We start from the raw sequence: 724 nt of genomic DNA, 5'->3' as shown, positions 1-724 counted from the left end.
TGCAACTTGCACAGGCAAAAGCGCAAAACGTATCCGTACTCTCTTACCTTGCAAACGCAACGGATAACCCGTTCATCGCAACACTTGGTCCTTTGGTGGCGTTTGTCGCGATCACTTCTTCTTTCCTTGGTCATTTCTTAGGCGCACGTGAAAGCTTGAACGGCTTAATCACAAAGCACTCAAATTTGTCTGAAACACGTGTTGATCGTATTAGCGTAGTGGTTCTTTTCTTGTCAATTTGGGCTGCAGCAATCATGAACCCAAGTATTTTAGGCATGATGGAAGCGTTATCTGGGCCAGTTATCGCAATGATCTTGTTCATTATGCCGATGTTGGCGGTACATAAGATTGAGTCGATGAAGCAGTATCGTGGAAAGCTCTCTACCTATTTTGTTCTGATCACAGGTATTGTTGCGGTAAGTGCTTTGGTTTTTAGCTTACTCAGCTAAGAAGGGGTTACTTTGAGTGATTTTCAGGGGAATACCGTTTACAACTGAAGGTAATTCCCTGAATTTTGCTTTTGTTTTCTAAAACGTAATCTAGCTTACGTCACTCCACTAAATAAGAGCGAAAACACCCGCCAACATTACTACTGAGGCGATACAAGTGCGAGCAATGATGCCGAAGTGCGACGGTTGAATCATTTCGTTATGCATAAATAATCTCCTGTTTGTTATGAACAGCCAATTTACTTTGGCTTAATAACACTATGTCGAATATCCAT

General features: G+C 42.0%; 1 protein-coding gene. It reads left to right on the top strand.

The annotated features are described in order from the left end of the window. Window positions 1–449: aromatic amino acid transport family protein (locus R7O13_RS26860; RefSeq protein WP_318305207.1), on the top strand; the 449-nt coding region annotated here is incomplete at its 5' end. Window positions 450–724 lie beyond the last annotated feature (275 nt).

The sequence above is a fragment of the Vibrio sp. Y176 genome, assembly GCF_033438945.1.
This window is presented reverse-complemented; position numbering and strand designations above follow the sequence as displayed.